General features: G+C 72.3%; 17 protein-coding genes. 2 read left to right on the plus strand and 15 right to left on the minus strand.

The window, feature by feature from the left end; all coding sequences use genetic code 11:
• The first annotated feature begins 8 nt into the window (after positions 1 to 8).
• Entirely contained in the window at positions 9 to 227 is a 219-nt protein-coding gene (locus ACZ4QV_RS33775; RefSeq protein ID WP_361616114.1) for a hypothetical protein, read from the plus strand.
• A 721-nt stretch (positions 228 to 948) separates the two neighbouring features.
• On the opposite strand, the gene ACZ4QV_RS33780 is transcribed toward ACZ4QV_RS33775, so the two are convergent.
• The 15 genes from ACZ4QV_RS33780 to ACZ4QV_RS33850 all read right to left on the minus strand — a co-directional run bounded on the left by ACZ4QV_RS33780 (position 949) and on the right by ACZ4QV_RS33850 (position 15077).
• Positions 949 to 2166, minus strand: coding sequence for an acyl-CoA dehydrogenase family protein (locus ACZ4QV_RS33780; RefSeq protein ID WP_467763824.1), 1218 nt, complete (start codon positions 2164 to 2166; stop codon positions 949 to 951).
• 246 nt (positions 2167 to 2412) lie between these two features.
• The gene (locus tag ACZ4QV_RS33785; RefSeq protein WP_361155125.1) at positions 2413 to 2793 is read right to left on the minus strand and encodes a hypothetical protein; all 381 of its coding nucleotides are present in this window, start codon (positions 2791 to 2793) and stop codon (positions 2413 to 2415) included.
• 121 nt (positions 2794 to 2914) lie between these two features.
• Positions 2915 to 3343 (minus strand): MarR family winged helix-turn-helix transcriptional regulator, encoded by a 429-nt coding sequence (locus ACZ4QV_RS33790; RefSeq protein ID WP_361155123.1) that lies wholly within the window; start codon positions 3341 to 3343, stop codon positions 2915 to 2917.
• A 29-nt stretch (positions 3344 to 3372) separates the two neighbouring features.
• Positions 3373 to 5217 carry an asparagine synthase (glutamine-hydrolyzing) gene (gene asnB, locus ACZ4QV_RS33795; RefSeq protein WP_467763825.1) on the minus strand — a complete coding sequence of 615 codons (1845 nt, stop codon included), beginning with the start codon at positions 5215 to 5217 and terminating at the stop codon, positions 3373 to 3375.
• A 416-nt stretch (positions 5218 to 5633) separates the two neighbouring features.
• Positions 5634 to 6083 carry a lasso peptide biosynthesis B2 protein gene (locus ACZ4QV_RS33800; RefSeq protein ID WP_361155119.1) on the minus strand — a complete coding sequence of 150 codons (450 nt, stop codon included), beginning with the start codon at positions 6081 to 6083 and terminating at the stop codon, positions 5634 to 5636.
• Positions 6080 to 6340 (minus strand): lasso peptide biosynthesis PqqD family chaperone, encoded by a 261-nt coding sequence (locus ACZ4QV_RS33805; RefSeq protein WP_361155117.1) that lies wholly within the window; start codon positions 6338 to 6340, stop codon positions 6080 to 6082. Before ACZ4QV_RS33805 ends, ACZ4QV_RS33800 begins: the two co-directional genes overlap by 4 nt.
• Positions 6318 to 8153, minus strand: coding sequence for a lasso peptide isopeptide bond-forming cyclase (locus ACZ4QV_RS33810; protein WP_467763826.1), 1836 nt, complete (start codon positions 8151 to 8153; stop codon positions 6318 to 6320). Before ACZ4QV_RS33810 ends, ACZ4QV_RS33805 begins: the two co-directional genes overlap by 23 nt.
• A 4-nt stretch (positions 8154 to 8157) precedes the next feature.
• Positions 8158 to 8289: a lasso RiPP family leader peptide-containing protein gene (locus tag ACZ4QV_RS33815; protein WP_361155115.1), complete on the minus strand. Its 132-nt coding sequence runs from the start codon at positions 8287 to 8289 to the stop codon at positions 8158 to 8160.
• Positions 8290 to 8431: 142 nt separating this feature from the next.
• Entirely contained in the window at positions 8432 to 9187 is a 756-nt protein-coding gene (locus ACZ4QV_RS33820) for a hypothetical protein (protein ID WP_361155113.1), read from the minus strand.
• Between the two features lie 314 nt (positions 9188 to 9501).
• On the minus strand, positions 9502 to 10014 hold the full coding sequence (locus ACZ4QV_RS33825; protein WP_361155112.1) for a DinB family protein: 513 nt from the start codon (positions 10012 to 10014) through the stop codon (positions 9502 to 9504).
• Positions 10001 to 10435, minus strand: a complete 435-nt coding sequence (locus tag ACZ4QV_RS33830) for a winged helix-turn-helix domain-containing protein (RefSeq protein WP_361585864.1) — start codon at positions 10433 to 10435, stop codon at positions 10001 to 10003. The genes ACZ4QV_RS33825 and ACZ4QV_RS33830 overlap by 14 nt, the downstream gene beginning before the upstream one ends.
• On the minus strand, positions 10432 to 10872 hold the full coding sequence (locus ACZ4QV_RS33835) for a hypothetical protein (RefSeq protein ID WP_361155108.1): 441 nt from the start codon (positions 10870 to 10872) through the stop codon (positions 10432 to 10434). The genes ACZ4QV_RS33830 and ACZ4QV_RS33835 overlap by 4 nt, the downstream gene beginning before the upstream one ends.
• A gap of 179 nt (positions 10873 to 11051) precedes the next feature.
• Positions 11052 to 13511: a SpoIIE family protein phosphatase gene (locus ACZ4QV_RS33840; RefSeq protein WP_361155107.1), complete on the minus strand. Its 2460-nt coding sequence runs from the start codon at positions 13509 to 13511 to the stop codon at positions 11052 to 11054.
• Between the two features lie 288 nt (positions 13512 to 13799).
• On the minus strand, positions 13800 to 14102 hold the full coding sequence (locus ACZ4QV_RS33845) for a DUF5133 domain-containing protein (protein ID WP_361155106.1): 303 nt from the start codon (positions 14100 to 14102) through the stop codon (positions 13800 to 13802).
• Positions 14103 to 14219: 117 nt separating this feature from the next.
• Complete coding sequence (locus tag ACZ4QV_RS33850; RefSeq protein ID WP_361155105.1) at positions 14220 to 15077, minus strand: SMP-30/gluconolactonase/LRE family protein; 858 nt, start codon at positions 15075 to 15077, stop codon at positions 14220 to 14222.
• Positions 15078 to 15423: 346 nt separating this feature from the next.
• On the opposite strand from ACZ4QV_RS33850, the gene ACZ4QV_RS33855 reads away from it, so the two are divergent.
• Positions 15424 to 15687 (plus strand): hypothetical protein, encoded by a 264-nt coding sequence (locus tag ACZ4QV_RS33855; RefSeq protein ID WP_361585856.1) that lies wholly within the window; start codon positions 15424 to 15426, stop codon positions 15685 to 15687.
• Positions 15688 to 15974 lie beyond the last annotated feature (287 nt).

Genomic DNA, 15974 nt, shown 5'->3' on the forward strand with positions numbered 1-15974 from the left:
CGTAGCCAGTGAGTTGGTCGCCGCTATCCGGACTCCGGTACTGCCTGCACCTGCCCGCCTCGCTCCTGGACATCGTCGATGTCGACGCCTGGAAACCGAAGGCGGCCCAGAACCTGCGCCTTGACCACCACATCGTCCCGGTACCGATCGACATGTTCGACGAGGACCTGCTCGGCCGCCAACTCCGCCACCACCACCCCGTGATCGCCGTTTGCCCGGACGAGTAGCCGGACGTGGCCGGGCAACGCGCCTCGGCACTGGGATTCGCGCTGCCCACGCCCCCCTACTCGCAACTGCCCCACGCCACAGCGCTCCAGCGGTCCGTGGCCGATCACCGCCCCGGCATCCTCGTCATCAGCGCCCCCGCGGCTCCGGGGCCATCACGGGTCTCCTGCTGCGGGAAGGCGCCCTGGCGGTGCTCGGCACGCAGGTCCCGGTCGCGGCCGCACACAACGCCATGCTGATGGTCCGGTTCATGGTGTACTCGTACGCCTGGACGAAGAAGCCACGAAGCCTGGTCAATTCGACACGACCCTGGATGTGTGGCACCACGTGCAGACATCGAACGCGGTCACCGACATCCTCGACGCAAGCCCGAGCCTCAGAGCCCGGGCCACCAGCGCCACCGCCCACGGCCGTCCGGTGATCGCCGGGTTCCTGAGCATCCGGGCCACCGGCAGGGTCCGTCTGCCGCATGTCTACGAGGGAGGGCATCGGACGCGTCTTGGGTGAGATCGCCGACGAATCGGGCCAAGGCGACCGGGTACGCAACTGGTTTCCGCAGGCCCGGCTACGTCCCGGGTCACTGTTCCACGTCTTCGCGGGCCGCTCCTTACCGCATCCACCTCGTCCCGCCGGGGCAGCAGGCCGCAAAGGCGCGTCCCGGCCCGTAGCTGCCGGACTTCCGCTGGAGCATGGCCGACGACCACGCTCCGTGGTCACCGCGCGCTACCGCCGCACCCGCGGCATCCCCAGTCCGATCCACGCGATGATCTCGCGCTGGATCTCGTTGTTGCCGCCGCCGAAGGTGAAGATGACCGCGGAGCGGTAGCCGCGTTCCAGTTCGCCGTGGAGGACGGCGCCGGCCGAGCCGTCCTTCAGGGGGCCTGCCGCGCCGACGATCTCCATCAGCCAGGCGTACGCGTCGCGGCGGGCCTCCGAGCCGTGGACCTTGACCGCGGAGGCGTCCTGCGGGGTGAGGGTGCCGTGCTGGAGGGCGTCGACCATCTGCCAGTTCAGCAGCTTCATGGCGTCCAGTCCGGTGTGCGTACGGGCCAGCCGGCCGCGTACCCAGCCGAGGTCGATGACGCGCCGTCCGTCGGCCAGCTTGGTCTCGGTGGCCCAGCGCTGTACGTCGTGCAGGGCGCGGACGGCCATCGTGCCGTGGGCGGCGAGGGTGACGCGTTCGTGGTTGAGCTGGTTGGTGATGATGCGCCAGCCCTGGTTCTCCTCGCCGACGCGGCGGGTGAGGGGGACGCGGATGTTCTCGTAGTAGCTGGCGGTGGTGTCGTGCGAGGCGAGGGTGTTGATGCGGGTGCAGGAGTAGCCGGGGTCGGAGGTGGGCACGAGGAGCAGGCTGATGCCCTTGTGGGACGGTACGCCGTCCTCGACGGGGGCGGTGCGCACGGCGAGCCAGACCCAGTCGGCCGTGTCGCCGTTGGTGGTCCAGATCTTCTGCCCGTTGACGAGGTAGCCGTCGCCGTCGCGTACGGCCCGGGTCTTCAGGGACGCCAGGTCCGTACCGGCTTCCGGTTCGCTGTAGCCGATCGCGAAGTCGATCTCCCCGGCCAGGATCCTGGGCAGGAAGTACGCCTTCTGCTCGTCGGTGCCGTACCGCATGATCGTCGGACCGACGGTGTTCAGCGCCATCAGCGGCAGCGGCACACCCGCCTGCGCGGCCTCGTCGAAGAAGATGAACTGCTCCATCGGCGTCAGGCCCCGGCCGCCGTACTCCTCGGGCCAGCCGACCCCGAGCCAGCCGTCCGTACCGAGCTGCCGGATCGTCTCGCGGTAGAACCGTTTCTGCGGACCGGCGCCCGTGGCTTCCCGCGCACCGGCCTCGGCGCCGTGGAACCGGGCGTGTGCGTTGTCGGGGGTCAGGGCGGCGAAGTACTCCCGCAGTTCGGACCGCAGCCGCTGCTGTTCCGGCGTGTATTCGAGGTGCACGGCCCCTCCTGGTGTGCCCGGCCCGGATCGTGCGGTGACCCGTGCGCGCCCCGGCGCACGGCCGGTGCGGCACGGCGCGGAAGCGAGTTCCTGACGGGCCGTCGGGTTGTGGGTCGTGGGCACAGTAGAACGTGTTCCATCGATACGGAAGGGTGCCGGCGGGGAGCGGGGCCGCCCCGACCGGCCGGCTCGGCGGTGGCCGGCCGAACCGTCGGCAGTGGTGGCTCAACGAGCCGTCGGCAGTGACTACCTGAACAGCTTGAGGAAGTCCGCATGGCCCGCACCGGGGTACCTGGTGTCGGAGGGCGGCTGATTCGCCATGTATTCATGCCCGGGGTCGTCGTCCGGCGCTTCGTTGCCCTGCTTGTTGCCGGGCAGGTCGGCACCGCCGCAGTGGTTGAGCGGGCTGCCGAAAGGAATCTGCCCGAGCAGACCGGCCGCGCTCCCGTTGCCGTGCGTGGCGGCCCCGCGCACGGCCGTGCCCGCCCCGTTCCGGCAGGTGTTGTCGTGGGACGGAGACCCGAGGACGATGACGCCGCCTGCCGACGCGGGGGCCGCGCCGGCGAGCGATACCGCTGCCGCCGCGGCCGTGACCGCGAGGGTTGTGACGGTCCTATGTCTGATCATGGCTGGAAAACGACGGTGTGCACGGTAGGTCATTCCCCCTACTCCGACCGGCCCTGCGGGCCTCACCAGGGGAATCACCCGGCGGCCCGCACCGCGCCGGCTCCGTCCGTCCGCCGACCGGTCAGTCCGCCGCCTCGGCCAGGCGTCGCAGCAGCGGTTCGATCTCGGCGAGCCGGCGGACCTCGTCGGGCCGCAGCGATCCGAGGCGCTTGGCCAGCACCTCGGCCTCGCCGCGGGCGACCTCGGCGAGCGCGGCCGTGCCGCGGTCGGTGGCCAGGACGCGGCTGGCCCGGCCGTCCGTGGGGTCCGGTTCGCGGCGGATCAGGCCGGCGGTCTCCAGGCCCAGCACCGCCGCGGTGGCGGTCGGCTGGGAGCAGGGGACCCAGGCCGCGATCTCGCCGATCCGGGAGGGGCCACGCTGCGTCAGCATGGCGAGGACGGCGCGCTGTGTCGGCTGGATGCCGCCCGCGGCGGCGGCCCTGCGCAGGCTGCGGGTCAGCCGGTTGAGGGAGACCACCAACTGGAGTGCCGCATCGTCACCGATTGTCATCGTTCAGCCCATCGCGCGCCCTGTCCGGGTCAGGAAAGGGTAAGCCGGGGCTGGTAGATGTCCAACCACTGGGCCAGGTCCAGCGTCTTTTCGAGGCCCTTCCGGGACGCCTGGGTGCTCTGCGGTGCGGCGTGTTCGGCGGCGCGCTTGAGCCAGTTGCGGTCCACGATCTCGAAGACCGGGTGCGAGGAGCGTGCCAGCAGTTCCTTGGCCTGCTGCTGGAGCGCGACCGCGTACTTGGGGTCCTGCGTCGACGGGTAGGGGCTCTTGACCCGGTCGTACACCGACTTCGGCAGGACGTCGGCGGTGGCCTCGCGCAGCAGGCTCTTCTCGCGCCCGTCGAAGGACTTCAGCGCCCACGGCGTGTTGTAGACGTACTCGACCAGCCGGTGGTCGCAGAACGGCACCCGCACCTCCAGGCCCACGGCCATGCTCGCGCGGTCCTTGCGGTCGAGGAGGATGCGGACGAACCGCGTCAGGTGCAGGTAGCTCATCTTGCGCATCCGGTACTCGAAGTCGCTCTCGTCGTCGAGCCGCCGGACGTTCTTGACCGCGGTCCGGTAGCCGTCCCGTACGTACGAGGGCAGGTCGAGCGAGTCGGCGAGCGCGGGGACGAGGATGTCGCCGTCGTCGCCGAAGTGCTCGGCGACGCGGACGAGCCAGGGGAAGGTGTCGGCCCGGCGGGCCTGCTCGTCGAAGAACTGCTTGTAGCCGCCGAACACCTCGTCGGCGGACTCCCCGGAGAGGGCGACGGTCGAGTGCTGCCGGATCGCCTTGAAGAGGAGGTAGAGCGAGGAGTCCATGTCGCCGAAGCCCATGGGGATGTCGCGCGCCCGTATGACTTTCGCGCGCACCTCGGGGTCGGCCAGCGCGTCCGAGTCCAGGACGATGTCCTGGTGGTCGGTGCCGGAGAGTCGGGCCACGTCGTGGACGTACGGCGTGTCCGGGGTGGCGCGCAGGTCGTCGGCCACGAAGTGTTCGGTCTGGCCGACGAAGTCGACGGCGAAGCTGCGTACGATCTCCCCCGTCTCGCCCAGTTGCCGGGCCGCCAGCGCGGTCATGGCGGAGGAGTCGAGACCACCGGAGAGCAAGGTGCAGCGCGGGACGTCGGAGACGAGCTGACGGCGGACGATGTCGTCGAGCAGCGTACGGACATGGGCCACGGAGGTGTCGCGGTCGTCCTCGTGGGCGCGGGTCTCCAGCGACCAGTACACGTGGCGGCGCAGACCACCGCGGTCGACGGTGACGACCGTGCCGGGCTCGACCTCGTACATGCCGTCCCACACGGCGTGGCCGGGCGTCTTGACGAAGGCGAACATTTCGCGGACGCCGTCGAGGCCCACGCGGGGCTCGGCGAGCGGGTTGGCGAGGATCGCCTTGGGCTCGGACCCGAACAGCACGCCGTCGGGGGTCTCGTAGTAGTAGAACGGCTTGATGCCCATGCGGTCGCGGACCATGACGAGCCGCTGCCGCCGCTCGTCCCAGACGGCGAACGCGTACATGCCGTTGAGCCGCTCGGCGACCGCCTCGCCCCATTCGAGGTAGCCGCGCAGCACGACCTCGGTGTCGGACTCGGTGGTGAACCGGTGGCCCCGGGAGACGAGTTCCTCGCGCAGCTCGCGGAAGTTGTACGCCTCGCCCGAGTAGACGATGGCCACGGAGCTGCCGTCCGCCTGCTGCGCGGTCATCGGCTGGCGGCCGCCCGGCAGGTCGATGATCGCGAGGCGGCGGTGCCCGAGGGCGGCCGGGCCCTGCACCCACGTTCCGCGGTCGTCGGGCCCGCGGCAGGACATCGTCTCCGTCATCGCGTCGACGGTCTCCTGCTCGGAACGCAGGTCACGATCGAAGGAAATCCAGCCGGTGATGCCACACATGCCATGTCCTCCTGTGTCCGGTCCGGGGAGGCGGACGGTCCGGCGGCGGTCCGGCCGCCGACGGCAGTGCGTCCGACGGCGGTCCGGCCGGTGACGGCGCGGCCGGTGGCGCGCGCCGCGTTTCGGGCATGGCGCTGCCCGGCGGCCCGGCACTCCCACGGATCAGTTGTATCGAGCACCTATATAACGAGGGTGTTCCTCGCGGTGCCGCACCGTCAACCTGGCCGTAACACGGGGAGAGTCGCCCGACGCCCCGCCCGATGGACGGGGTCGAGGAGCGGGCAGTGGTCCTGAGCTGCGAGTTCGGCAGGTGGCGGCGGGAGCGGGAGAGCGCGCCGGATGGGCCGTCACTTACGACAATGTGGGCAAGGCTTTACCTAGGGCCGGCCTCCGCTCTCCTGGCCGAGATGATGGCGTCACGCCTGCCGGGCCGACGCCTCCTCGTCCGCCGCTGGAGGCGGGCCGATGGTCAGCAGCGGCCGGTAGTGGCCTGCGGGATACGGTTCGCCGATGAGTTGCCCGTCGGCTTCGACCCAGGCGTGGGCGGAGAAGGGGTGGGTGCGCACGCCGGTACGCCAGGTGGGCCAGGTGCCGCGGGCGCGGCAGAGCAGGGCGGTGGCGATGGAACGTTGCAGACAGCCCTGTCCGGCGCAGCGCAGGGATACGGCGACCACCTGCTGCCGGGCGGCCAGTGCCTGTCCGGCGGTGGCCGGCGCCGAGCCGCGGCGGGCGAACTCCAGGAACCGGCGCAGCCGGGCCGGGGTGGTCGCGGCCAGCGGGCGGGCGACGGCGACCGCCAGCAGCGGCAGCACCCGGCGGTGTACGGGCAGGGCGCGGCGTTCGGCCAGGGCGACGGGCACGCTCACGAGGTGATCACCAGCTTCGCGGTGCGGAGCCGGCCGACGACGGCGTGCACGTCGCGGGCGGCCCGGTCCGTCCCGATGCCGTGCCGGGCGGCGAGCGCCGCGGCGATGCGGTCGGGGTCGTCGCCGTCGAGCAGGTGGCGGAGCACGGTGGCACCGGTGGCGTTGAGTTGCCAGTACCGTCCGGTGCCCAGGTGCAGCAGGACGGTTCCGTCGTCGGTGTCGGTGGACGTCACATCAGGGTGCAGTCGTAGCGGCATCGGGCCTCCCGGAGGCAGGGGCGCTGCGTTCGGCGCGCAGCCAGGTCTCGCACCCCAGCAGGGACTCCACGGCGAACACGGTGGTCTCGTCGGCCTGCGGGGCGAGCAGGTGGGCGCGCAGGATGTCGGTGTCGATCAGGCCGTGGCCGGCGAGGGCCGAGTCGGCGAACGTGTCCAGGACGGCGGGCAGGTTGTGGCGGAATCCGATGCGCAGGTCCTCGCCGTACTCGCCCTTCGTGGACCGGCCCAGCACCTTGTCCGGCACGATGCCGCGCATGGCGTCGGCCAGGAGCGGCTTGTACCGCCAGGGCGTGGACCGCTCGTGCAGCCGCACGCCGAGCACCGCTTCGACCACGCTGTCGTCGAAGTACGGCATGTCCAGTTCGACGCCGGCGCCGGCGAGCATCCGGGCCAGCGGCCGGTAGAGGGACGTACTGGAGCGCAGGACGAGCAGGGCCTGGTGCTGGCCGGGGTCGTCCGCCCAGGTCTCGGCGTGGTCGGCGGTGCGCCGCAGGGCCTCCCGGGTCAGCTCGACGCCGGCGTCGGTGACCCACGGCGTCACCCGCATCGGCCACAGGCCCCACCCCAGAACGGGCCGTCGGCGCGGCGGCGGCGGTGCGGTGAGGTGCTCGGCCTGTGCGCGCCACCACCCCGTGACGTCGCCGGGGCGGAGCAGTCCGGCGAACGTCGCACCCAGCGGCCAGCGCTTGAGCGCCGCACAGCCGCGTGTGTGCCGGATCGCGGTGACCGGGTGCCGCCACAGCAATCTGTGCAGATAACCGGGAAGCGCGCTGAACAGTTCGTCGCCGCCGTGTCCGGCCAGATGCCGCCGGGAACCCGACCGGGCGAGCAGATTTCCCAGGTGCCGGAATCTGGCAGCCGTGCGCGTGAACGGAAAAGGCTGCTCGGTGTCGGCGAGTACCTGCGGGTCGTCGAAAATTCTCGGCAATTGCCGCTGCGGTACGACGAGGTGCTCGGCACGGTCGAGGAGGTCCGCGGCGTGCGAGGCGAAGGCGGGGTCGTCGTTGCCCGCCTCGGCCTCGGCCCAGCGCACGGTCGTCAGGTCCGGGGTGTGGCGGGCGGCGAGGAAGCACAGCGAGGTCGAGTCCATCCCGCCCGACAGGTCGCTGCTCAGGCCCTCTCCGGCGGCGGGCCGCCGGCTTGTCGCGGCCTCCAGTCCGGCGCGTACCGCTCGCGCACCGGCCGCCAGCGGCTCCCGCGGTTCCGGGGGACGCCACCACCGTCCCTCACGGGTCCGGTCCCCGTCCCAGGCCAGGTAGTGTCCCGGGGGCAGCGGGACGACCCCGTTCCACATGGTCTGTTCGCTCAGCGGCGACGGCAGAACGCCCCTGCAGGCCGCCCGCACCGCCAGGGCGTGTTCGTCCACTTGGGCCCTGGTCATCGCCGCGAGCAGGTCGGCCCGGTCGGCGGCCACCGTGGTGCCGTGCAGCCGGGCATGGACGACCCTGCGCAGCCCGGTGGCGCTGCCTTGCAGACGCATCCGCCCGTCGAGCGAAACCCCCAGGTGGCAGGCGCCGGGCAGGGCCGCCGCCAGGCGGTCCACGTCGGCCGGCGAGCCCACCTGGGCGGCCAGGCGGGACAGTTGCGCGGCGGTCATCGGACGGACGCCGATGACCGCCACCCGTACCGGTCCGGCCGCGGCCGTGACGCACTGGTCACGGCCCCACCTGCCGACCAGCCAGGGGCGCCCGGACGCGTGCGCCACCACCTGCGGTGCGGCGATCGGGACAGCCGATCGCGCGGCCGCTCCGGCAGGCGTGTCCGGCAGCACCGCGAATCCCGGTCCCGGCACGGATTCAGACAACGATGTAACCGCCGGCGCCGTCCGAGAAGAAGTGGCCGATTCCCAGCGTGTCTTCACTGAATTCGCCGAGCTCGACCAGCATCGGCGGTTGGTAGACGGTTTGCGGAGCTTCCTGTTCTTCCATGACGACCTCCCGAGGACGGAGCGCATCCGATATCGATGCAATCTTTTATCCCCGCGGGCTGCTGGGCACGTCAATCGAACCGTCATGATTCACAGGTTCGGGACACCTGTCACCAACGGTTCCGTCCGACCGGACAGCGCGCTCAGCGGCGGAAGATGTGCAGCGACCGACCCAGCGCGCCGACCATCCGGCGGACGAGGCCGCGTCGGCGCCGGGACGGGGTGACGGCGCCGGCGGCCCGCCAGTCGGCCGCCTGGGCCACCATCGCGGTCAGGCTCCGGTAGAAGGCCGAGGACCGGTCGGCCCCGTCCAGGTCGGCCCAGGTCAGAAGGTGCGAGAGGACGCCGTCGTACTCGTGGTACGGGCGGGCCCGCATGTGGTCGGTGAGCTTGGTCCGGATCGCCCGCTGCCGCTCGGGCGTCAGCCGGGAGGAGGGCAGTTCGTCCAGCAGCCGCTGCACATTGCCGACGACCAGGTCCACGAAGGCGTCACGGCGCCGCGCGTCCACCCGCCCCAGCCGGGCGTTCTGGTGGTCCTCCTCGCGGCCGGGTGTCTCGTTCCGCACCCGGTCCTCCTCCGCCGCGGAGAGCCGTGGCACCGGGAAGTTCAGCATTCGGGAGTCGTACGCCTGGTCGACCGCGACGTGGGTCAGCTCGTGGACCATCACCGCGAGGTGGTCGCCGCGCGACATGCCCGGGGTGTGGGCGTAGGAGATGGTGTACCGCCCCTGGCCGAGGTCGCGGGTGTTGCCGCCGCCCGCGCCCGCCGTCCGCTCGAACTCCGCCCGGTTGACGTGGCCGAGCAGCTCCCCGAGCAGACGCTGGACGTACGGGTCGCGGGTCTCCCGGGAGTAGTCGTGCAGCAGTTGCCGGTCCTGTGCCGTCGAGTCGTCCGCCACGATGCCCTCCGCTCGGTGTGACCTGGGGTGCGGTGGGCGGCCGCGCCGGCGTGCGGTACCGCTGCCGTCGCACCGCACCGGTGGCGCGGTGTCCCGTGCTCGCGCGCCAGTCTGCTGAGTCCCGGCTGCCGCGCGGTATACGTAAACCCGCCTCACCGCCCGCCCCTGCCCGCACCTTTGACCCCGAAGCCTCACCGTCCCGGTGTCCCGATGTCCGACGCCCCCGTGCCCGCCTCCCCTCGTCCCAGCCTCCACTCCCCTCCCCCGCTGCCCCGTTCCTCGCCCGGGTCCGGCTTGCCGGTGCCCAGTGGCGGTCAGACGCCCGTACTGCCGTCGATGCGCTCCCGTATGAGGTCGGCGTGACCGCAGTGACGGGCGTACTCGGCGATCATGTGGGAGTAGATCCAGCGCAGGCTGACCTCGTTCTCCCGCCACAGACCGGTGTCCTCCAGCGCGTGGGCGGCGCAGTTCTTCCGGGCGTGCTCCACCTCGGCCTGCCAGAGGAGGCAGGACTTCGCGTAGGTGGCGTCCGCTTCGAGGCCGAAACCGCGGTCGGCGGGCTGGACATCGGCGTCGGCGCTGAAGACCGTCGGGGCGTCCTCCCCGGTCAGCACCCTGCGGAACCAGGTCCGCTCGACCTCCGTCAGGTGCTGGACGAGTCCGAGCAGGGTGAGCGAGGAGGGCTCCGCCGACGCCGTACGGAGCTGCTCCTCCGTCAGGCCGTCGCACTTCCGGGCGAGGGTGGCGCGGTAGAAGTCGAGCCAGGCTTCCAGGGTGGTCCGCTCATCGGCGGTCATGGGCGGGAACATGCGTTCAGGTGTGTTCATGTCCGTCATCGTGACACGAGGCACTGACAACGCCGTTGAACCCGGCGCCTGCGCCCGGGGCAGCTCCGGCCGGACCCGGAACGCACCCCGCTCCGTCGCCCTCGGCGATCGCCCGCAGCGCCGCCAGGTGCCGCTGGTACACGGCGCGCCCCTCGGCGGTCAGCGCCAGCCAGGTCAGGGGACGGCGGCCGACCCGGTCCTTGGACACGGCCACCCAGCCCGCCGCTTCCAGCGCGGAGACCTGCTTGGAGAGGGCGGAGTCGGTGACCTCGACCAGATCGCGCACCACGGCGAACCCGGCCCGGTCCACCGGCGACAGCGCCGCCACCACGGACAGCCGGACGGGAGAGTTGAGCAGCGGCACGAGGGCGTGCCGGGGGTGGCTGCCGCCCGGACCGGCCTGGGCGTTCCCCTCCGTCACGACGACCGTCGCCTTTCGAGGACGGCCCCTGCGACAAGTGGCAGGGCGCACGCCGACGCCGCCACGACCGCGAACGGACGACTGTCCACGAACACCAACTGCCCGAACAGGATCGATGCGGAGTAGACCGCGGCCCAACTGCCGATCAGCACACCGTGCCGGACCCCGAACCCGCGGCGCACGATCCGCTGCCGGACGGCGTACAGCGAAAGCCCGGTCACCAGGGCGGTCATGGCCAGCGTGAACGTCAGCGCGGCGGCAGGCCCGTGCCACAGCAGCGCCATCGGGACGAGCACCGACTGGCCCGCGGCGAAGATCCACAGATAGCGCGCGTACCAGCCGCTTCGCGCCCGCGCGGCTCTCTCCGTCGCGGCGGCCCGGTCCAAGGCGCCCCTGCTGTCACCGGCTCCGTACACGATCTGCCCTCCGTCACGCACCGCGTCATCCGGACCCACCGCTCAGCCTTGCCGAGCCGCCAAGTACTTTCCATTTCGGCAAGTACGGGGACGACATTGCCTCCCGCCCGCCCGGAAGTACAGACGTTTTTCAGCCGCCTCGGTCCACTCGGTCGCCCGTCCCGGCCACCCCAGAGACGACCCCAGCCACCCCAGCCCTCTCAGCCGCCCGAATCGTCCGAGTCGTCCGCGGGCGACGGCAGCGGGAGTTCCGTCCACACGGTCTTGCCGTCGCGGGTGTGGCGGGCGCCCCAGCGGTCCGTGAGCTGGGCGACCAGGAGGAGGCCGCGGCCTCCTTCGTCCGTGCTGTGGGCGCGCCGCAGGTGCGGGGCGGTGCTGCTGGGGTCGGAGACCTCGCAGATCAGTGAGCGGTCGCGGATGAGCCGCAGGGTGATCGGCGTGCCGCCGTACCGGTAGGCGTTGGTGACCAGTTCGCTCACCACCAGCTCGGCGGTGAACGCCAGCTCCTCCAGGCCCCACTCGGTCAGCTTGGCGGACGTCAGTTCGCGCGCCTCCGCCGCGGCGGTCGGCTCGGCGGACAGCTCCCACGAGGCGACACTCTCCGGAGGCAGCGCACGCGTCCGGGCGACGAGCAGCGCGACGTCGTCCCGGGGGTGGTCGGGAAGCAGTGCGTCGACCGCAGCCTTGCAGCAGTCCTCCAGGCCGCGTGCGGGCCGCTCCAGCGCTTCGCGGAGCAGCGCCAGCCCGGCGTCGAGGTCCCGGCCGCGTACCTCCAGCAGCCCGTCGGTGTAGAGGGCCAGCAGGCTGCCCTCGGCGAGTTCGATCTCGACGGACTCGAACGGCAGGCCGCCCAGCCCGAGCGGCGGCCCCGCGGGCAGGTCGGGCAGGGTCATCCGGCCGTCGGGAGCGACCACGGCGGGCGGCAGGTGGCCCGCGCGGGCGATGTTGCAGCGGCGGGAGACCGGGTCGTACACCGCGTACAGGCAGGTCGCGCCGATGACCTGCGGGCTCTGCGGGCCGCCGTCGGCCGTCTCCTGCTCCTCGGCCAGCCGGTTGACGAGGTCGTCCAGGTGGGAGAGGACTTCGTCGGGCGCGAGGTCGAGGTTGGCCAGGGTGTGCACCGCCGTACGCAGCCGGCCCATCGTGGCGGCGGCGTGCAGCCCGTGCCCGACGACGTCGCCGACGACCAGGGCGACCCGGGAGCTGGAGACCGGGATGACGTCGAACCAGTCGCCGCCGACGCCCGCCGCGGGGTCGGCGGGCAGGTAGCGGTGGGCGACCTCGACGGCCAGTTGTTCGGGCAGCTCGCGCGGCAGCAGGCTGCGTTGCAGGGTCAGGGCCCCGTAGTGCTCCTGGGTGTAGCGGCGGGCGTTGTCGATGCAGATGGCGGCGCGGGAGACGAACTCCTGGGCCAGTACGAGGTCGTCCTGCTCGAACGCCTGCGGCCGTTTCGCCCGCCACAGGCTCACCAGGCCCAGCACCAGGCCGCGGGCGGCCAGCGGCACCACGATCAGCGAGTGGGCGCCCAGGCGCAGGGCCCGCTCCGACCGTTCGGGGTCCTGGATGTACCAGCCGGGGCTGTCGGCCAGTTCCGGTTCGAGGATCGGCTGCTGCGCGGTCAGGCACCGGGCCTGCGGCGTTCCCGGGGCGAAGCGGAACACCTCGCCCACCGGGTACATCACGTCCAGACCCTCCGGCACGACGGACCGTACGGCCGTACGGTGCACCGGCACATACGTCCCCCGGGTGGGGTCCTGGCCACGGGTGACCGGCTCCAGCAGGTCCACGGAGACCGCGTCGGCCAGGTCGGGGACCGCGACCTCGGCGAGTTCACGGGCGGTCTGGGACACGTCCAGCGTCGTCCCGATGCGGGCGCTCGCCCGGTTGAGCACCGCGAGCCGGTGCTGGGCCCGGTGCCGGTCGGTGACGTCTTCCACCATTTGGGTGACGCCGAGCACCGCGCCGGAGGCGTCCCGCATCCGGAACGCGGACACGGACACCACCCGTTCATGGCCGGGATCGGCCCGCAGGCGGCAGGACTGCTCGGTGAAGATCAGCGGTTCGCCCGTCTCCAGCACCCTGCGCAGCCGCTCCTCGATGGTGGCCACGTCCGGGCCGATCAGGAAGTCCTCCATGCGCAGACCCCGGTGCGCCGCGGCCGGTCGCCGGCTGATGCCCGCGATGGCCCGGTTGATGCGGATGATGCTCAGGTCGGGGGCGTGCACGGCCAGGCCGATCGGGGAGCGCCGGAACAGGCCGTCCAGGACCGAGCGGTCGATCTCCCACTGGACGACCTCCGCGGCGGGCGCGGCGACGACGAACCACTCGTGCCGGGAGTCGCCCCGCTCGACGGGGCGGACCCGCAGGCCCAGCTCGACGCGCTGCCCGTCACGGTGCCGGACGGGCAGGATGCCGGACCAGCCCGCCTCGCGCCGGGCCACCAGGGCGGCTTCCGCGGCGGCGGCCCGGCCGTCCGCGGCGAGCAGGAACGTGTCCGCCCGCTGCCCGAGCGCCTCGCGCGCCGGATGGCCGAGCAGGGTCTCGGCGCGCTCGCTCCAGCCCACGACGGTGCCCTCGTCGTCGAGCACCGCCGAAGCGGCCCGGCGCAGCGCGAACGGGTCCTCCGGCCGCTCGGTGAACTCCGGCACCGGTGCGTCCATCGCTTCGCCCCTTCGACTCGCCGACCGGGTCCTGCGCCGTCAGCAACCCTACGGCGACTCCCCAGGGTGCCCCCGAGATCATGGATTGAGCAGCTCTGCCCAGTATCGTTTCGGGCCGCCCGCACCGCGCCCCGGGCGGGGTGCGGAACGCCGGACGGCTCGGCCGAGTGGGTGGTGTGCCGCCGACAACGCGCCGGGGCCCCGCCGTCGATCGGCGGGGCCCCGGCGTGTCGGGTGGTGGCGCGCACGGCGGGCGTTCCGGCCCGGCGCTGCGCGCCCGTAGGGCGGTCACGCGGCGGGAAGCGCTGTCCCGCTGCCGGCCTCGGCGGTCGCGATGGGAGCCACCGCGTCTCCCGGGGCAGGTGCGGCGGAGAGCACGGAATCGTCCTGGACCCGGGCGCCGGGCAGCCGGTGCCGGGCCGCGATCAGGGCCGTGTCGACGTCGCGGGTGCCGGTGGAGACGCACAGGGTGTAGGCGACGTCGTCCATCCGCTGCCGGACCTCCGGGCTCCCGTCCGCCGCGTTCAGTACGCGCAGCGTCTCGTACTGCTCGACCAGATCACGCAGTACAGCAGGGTGAGCCAGCAACATCAGGGGCCTCCTTGTTCGCCACCGTCCAGGATCAACTGCGCTCCGTGTACCCGGCCGCCCCACCCGTACGCCCCTCATTTTCTTCCGCTCGCACAGCCGCCTCCGAGGCCCCCCGTGTCACCCCGCGAACCCGGGCTGCTCCAGCCCCTGCCCGGCGCCCGGCACCACCAGCAACGACCCGCCGAGCGGCGACCGCCCCGGCCCGCCGCGCGCCGTGGTGACGTACAGGTCGGTGAGCGCGGTGCCACCGAACGCGCAGGCCGTGGGGCGGCCGGCCGGCATCGGCACGACCCGTTCCAGTACGCCGTCGGCGCCGTAGTGCCGCACCTGCGCGCCCTTGAACATCGCCACCCACACGCCGCCGTCGGCGTCCACCGTCAGCCCGTCCGGGTAGCCCGCCGTGTCCGCCGGGTCCTCGATCCGCACGAAGGGACGGCGGCCGGTCACCAGTCCGTCGTCCGTGACGTCGAAGACGTCGACCCGCCGCGTGGGCGTGTCGATGTAGTACATCCGCCGGCCGTCCGGGCTCCAGCCGGTGCCGTTGCTCACCGTGACGTCCGACAGGACCCGGGTGGCCCGGCCGTCCGGCGCGACCCGGGTGAGCGTGCCGCGGCCCGGCGCCTCGTCGTACGCCATCGTGCCCGCCCACAGCGCCCCGTCGGGCGCCACGGCCGCGTCGTTGCCCCGGCACCCCGCCACGGGTTCGCGGCACAGCCATGTGAAGGCGCCCGCCGCGTCGTAGGCGCCCACGCCGTCCCGCAGGTTGACGACCAGTCCGCCCCCGGTACGGGGCTTGGCCGCGCCGACGTGCTGCTCGGTGGCCAGCACGGTACGGCGGCCGGTGGCCGGGTCGAAGGTGTGGACGCGGGCGGAGAGGATGTCCACCCAGATGAGCCGCCCGGCGCCGGCGTCCCATGTGGGGCCCTCACCGAGCCGGGCCGGCGCGGCGACGGCCACTTCCCAGGCCCTGGTCACGGCTGCTCCATGCGCTGACGCCCTTCGTCCGTCCGGACCGCCCGGCACCGCCGGAGGTCCGGCACACCGGCCATTCACCTCGTTCACCGATATCACGGACGGGGCCCGGACAGCAGCCGCAGATCCGGCAACAGGGCGACCGAACCCGTGGTGCGCCTGCCGTCGCCCGGCGTTTCCGAGTCCGGGCCTCCTCCGCCCCAGAAAGGCTCCAGACAACATGTAGACCCCTTGCAGAACGGCTCCTGCACACTGGCTGCGCGTTCCGGCCGGATACGAAGGTTCCCTTTCCGGCTTCTGGACGCGACCACAAAGCCGGGAATCGCTCATCCCGACCTTCATGCGGCCCATGCAGGAGATGGACATAACCGAACGCATGGACACCCGGGGATTCGAGCGGAAATACGGCGGCACGCTGGTCTGGGGCGGCAAACAGGTGCCGTGGAATTTCTCGTTGATCGACGGCGGCGGGCACGAATACGCCTTCCGCACCCGGCGGGCCGACCTGAACTCACTGATCCTGGACCGGGCCGGGGAGCTGGGCGCGGTCGTCATCGAGGGGACGCCACCGTCAAGGAGCCCGTCAAGGGCACGATCAGCGTCGGCTATGTGACGCGCTCTGCCACCGCCGGCGAGAACGGCCAGTCGCTGCCACCGCGGTGTCCAGCGGTTCGTGGCCGGTTTCCGTCTCGGCCGATTTCGCTTGACCGAAAAGGCGGATGCGAGCCGAGGAGGAACGCTGCCGAGAATGCCGCGGACGGCAGCACCGAACCGCGGCCAGCAGGCGCAGAACCGCGTGATCCCACCGACAGAAAGCACGCACAGCAAAGGGATGACGCAGCGGCCACCTACTGGCAATTGCGCAGCACAAAGAGGGGGACACAGGGAGACGACACCCTA

It is taken from the genome of Streptomyces sp. NPDC026394 (genome assembly GCF_055567735.1).